Raw genomic sequence first — 3,215 nt, 5'->3', positions numbered from 1 at the left:
TCTTTTGGCTCAAATGAAAGATCAACACAACCACAGTAATGAATGAAACATTTCCGTTGCATTACTCCCCTCTCCCTCTGGGAGAGGGTGAGGCTTACTCCGGCTGGGGAAACTCCTGCCAAAGGGTGGTGCGTTGGCGCAAGCTGAGGAACTGTCCGCCGCCCAAGATGAGGTGGTCCAAAACCGGGATCTGTAGCAGTTGCCCCGCTTGCAAGAGTTGCCGGGTGAGGGCAAGGTCTTCTGGGCTGGGATCCAAGCTGCCGGAAGGGTGGTTGTGGGCCACCAGGATGCGGCTGGCTCCTTGCTTGATGGCGCTGCGGAAGGTTTCCCGCGGATGGGTGAGGGTTTCGGTGGCTGTCCCCCGGGTTACGATCTGCTGGCCAATGAGGCGGTGCTTGATATCTAGGTGCAAAACGGCAAAATGCTCCTGGGTCTCCCACATCAGGTCGCCGCTCAGGGCCATGGCTGCCTGTTCCGGCGACTCGATCACCGTGCGTTCTGGCGGGCGACCCAAAAACACCCGTCGCCCCAGCTCGATGGCGGCCAACACCGTTGCTGCCTTGGCCGGGCCAATGCCTTCGATCTGGATCAGCTCTCCGGCTTCCACCTGGCGCAACTGGGCCAAGGGATCCCCTTGGGCTTCCAATTTTTTCAGGAGCAACTGGGCGAGGCCGACTGCTGAGAGTTTGCCCGGCCCCTGTCCGGTGTTGAGCAGAATGGCCAGCAGCTCGGCGTGGGAGAGGTGCCTTGCCCCTTGGCTGAGCAGCCGCTCGCGGGGACGATCTTGGGCAGGAATATCGCTGATGCGCAGCACGTACTGGCTCATCTGGGGCCTAGGGAGGAGAAGAGGTTTTTTTCAACAGCCAAAAGGGACTGCGGCGCTCGACGACCCGCCAAGATCCCAGAATGGCTGCCTGTTCGCCCTCGGGAGCTGTAAGTTCAGCTACAAAGGGATCCCAGGTAACCAGGTAGTCGGGCGCCTGCCCCTGGGCTTGCCAGTCGGCCAGCTCTTCTGGGCTGGCGGCGTAGGGAACCTGCAGCGGGCCATAAAAATAGGGTACAAAAGAGCGAAAGCCGTACAGGCCCGCCGTTCCAGAGAGAGCCGGCTGGGCGTTGTTTTCGGAAGTGGCAAACTGCCGGAAAAAGTGGACGGCTCCTCCCTGGGTGTGTTGCAGCAGGCGGGGGAAGACCCAGCACCAGGCCAGTTGGGCGCTCAGTCCCGTGGCCAAGAGCAAAACTGTCCAGCCCCAAGCCCGCCGCCGTCCTCGACTCCAAAGGAGAATTCCCAGCAGCAGGATCGCGGCGGGGACGTAGGTCAACACCGGCCACTCCACCTCAGCCTGCAGGTATCCCAGCACCAAGCTGCTGGAAAAGTCGTCAGGGATGCCGGCAAAGACCCATGCTTGGAGTAGCCCAGCGGGGTCCTGGGATCCCAGCCAGGGCAGCAACAGCCACAGGGCCAGCCAAAACAAGCCACTGAGCAGGATCCAGGCACTTTCCCAAAAACTGGGCCCTCTTTTCTCAGCAACCAGGCGCTGCAAGCGCAGGGCAGCAAAGTAGGCCCCAATGGGGTACAGCAGCGAGGTGTAGTGAACCAGCTTGGTTTGCACCAGCAGCGAAAACAGGGCCAGCACCACCCCAAAAGCCACCAACAGCAGAGATTCTGCCCGCCGAGTCAAATCCACCGAGCCCATACTCCTGGGGATCGTCTGCAGGATCCCGGCCAAGGCCAGAGCGCCCCAGGGAAAGCACCCCAGGGCAAAGGCCAACAGATGAAAATAAACCGGGCCGGGATGCCCATCCGAGGTGGTGAGGATGCGCCATTGGTAGCGCCCAAACTCTTCCACCCATTGCGGCCCCCGTTGCACCCCCTCCAACGCCAGCCAAGTGAGGGGAACAGCCGCCGCCAAGCCCAGAAAAGCCAGAGTGTCTCCCCAGCCGGTCTGGGGATCCCGGTGCCAGACCTTGTAGCCAACCCAGATGAGCAGCGGCAACACCAACCCCACTGGCCCTTTGGCCAACACCGCCAAGCCCAGAGCCAGCGCCCCCACCGCCTTCCAAACCCGACCGGAGCACCCCACCCGACGCGCCTGATCCGCGGCCAACAGGGATCCCAGACCCACCCCCATCCCCAGATTCAACAGCGGGTCGATGAGGCCGGTTTTGTAAAAAAACAAGGGCAGGTAGCCCGTCAGCAGTAGGATCCCCCACAGGCAGCCAAACCCCACCCCACGCAGATGGGATCCCCACCCCACCAATAGCGCCACTGTGATCCCGCCCACCCAGGCATTGGGCAACCGCGCCGCCCATTCGTTCATCCCCAAAACAGCCATGGACAGGGCCTGCAGCCAAAAAAACAGGGGCGGCTTTTCAAAAAAGGGCTCCCCGTTGATCGCCAACGAGAGCGGATCCCCGCTGGCCAGCATCTGCCGCGCCAAGCTGGCGTAGATCAGCTCATCCCAGTCGAACAGATAGGGGATCCCCTGACCTACCCACAGCCACAGGCCGGCCAAAAGCCCCATCCCCAGGGATCCCTTGAGGCGGCCCAGAAAGCTAGGCATGGAAAGCTTCTGAAGACACCACCCGGCCCACGCTCTGAGGCGAGCGCAGGAGGCGGAGCAACTGGGCTGCCAGAGCGGATCCCTCCATCTCCGCCGGAATTTCCACCCCACACCAACGGCTGGAGCTACCCTGCAGGGCAGCTATCCACTCCGGGGCAAGGGATCCCCGCGCCACCCCGATCAATTGCGGCAGAGGCTCCCGACGATACAGCCCAATCCAGCGCAAGCCCAGTTGAAAAGGCCCCGGTCGGAAACGGGGGTTCAAGCGGCCATCCGCCTCAAACTTGCTCAACATCACCTGCAGAGAGCAGATCTGGCGAGTATTGAGCGCAGGAGCCGAAGGCACAAGGCGGGCGCGGAACGTGGCAACCATCTCCGCAAAGGGGATCTGAACGGTCTGCTCTTCTCCCGGCGCAGTGTCGAACGCATAGCCGTAGGCGGGGCTGTCCCAGCCGCCTTGATCCCGCAGTAAGACCTTATACCGCTGCCCATCCCCTCGCAGGCGCAGCTCCAGACCGGCAAACCCCGACAAGTCCAGCGGCGGCTGCCAATTGCGGGTGCGCGTGGAAACAAACCCCCCAAAGTTGGCTGTGGAAACTTGCCCTGTAAACAGAAGCTGCCCCTCCCCCCACTGCAACTGGCTTTGGCTCACCC

The 3,215-nt window shown here is 62.3% G+C and carries 3 protein-coding genes; all 3 read right to left on the bottom strand.

Annotated features, from left to right (window positions below):
• Nucleotides 1-94 precede the first annotated feature (94 nt).
• Nucleotides 95-826, bottom strand: a complete 732-nt coding sequence (gene radC / locus NW856_RS11785; protein ID WP_414400432.1) for a RadC family protein — start codon at nt 824-826, stop codon at nt 95-97.
• 7 nt (nt 827-833) lie between these two features.
• A complete protein-coding gene (locus NW856_RS11780) occupies nt 834-2,561 on the bottom strand; it encodes an ArnT family glycosyltransferase (protein ID WP_414400431.1) in 1,728 nt (575 codons plus the stop codon).
• A partial coding sequence (locus tag NW856_RS11775; RefSeq protein ID WP_414400430.1) for a CIA30 family protein occupies nt 2,554-3,215 on the bottom strand: 662 nt, incomplete at its 5' end. The genes NW856_RS11780 and NW856_RS11775, both read right to left, overlap by 8 nt.

This window comes from Synechococcus sp. R3-13, assembly GCF_047462195.1.
Lineage (GTDB): Bacteria > Cyanobacteriota > Cyanobacteriia > Thermostichales > Thermostichaceae > Thermostichus.
The sequence above is the reverse complement of the archived record's forward strand: the minus strand, read 5'-3'. Positions and strand labels throughout refer to the sequence as shown.

Coding starts and splice junctions, on each gene's coding strand:
- radC (WP_414400432.1), bottom strand. CDS start 826: ATGAGCCAGTACGTGCTGCGCATCAGCGATATTCCTGCCCAAGATCGT.
- NW856_RS11780 (WP_414400431.1), bottom strand. CDS start 2,561: ATGCCTAGCTTTCTGGGCCGCCTCAAGGGATCCCTGGGGATGGGGCTT.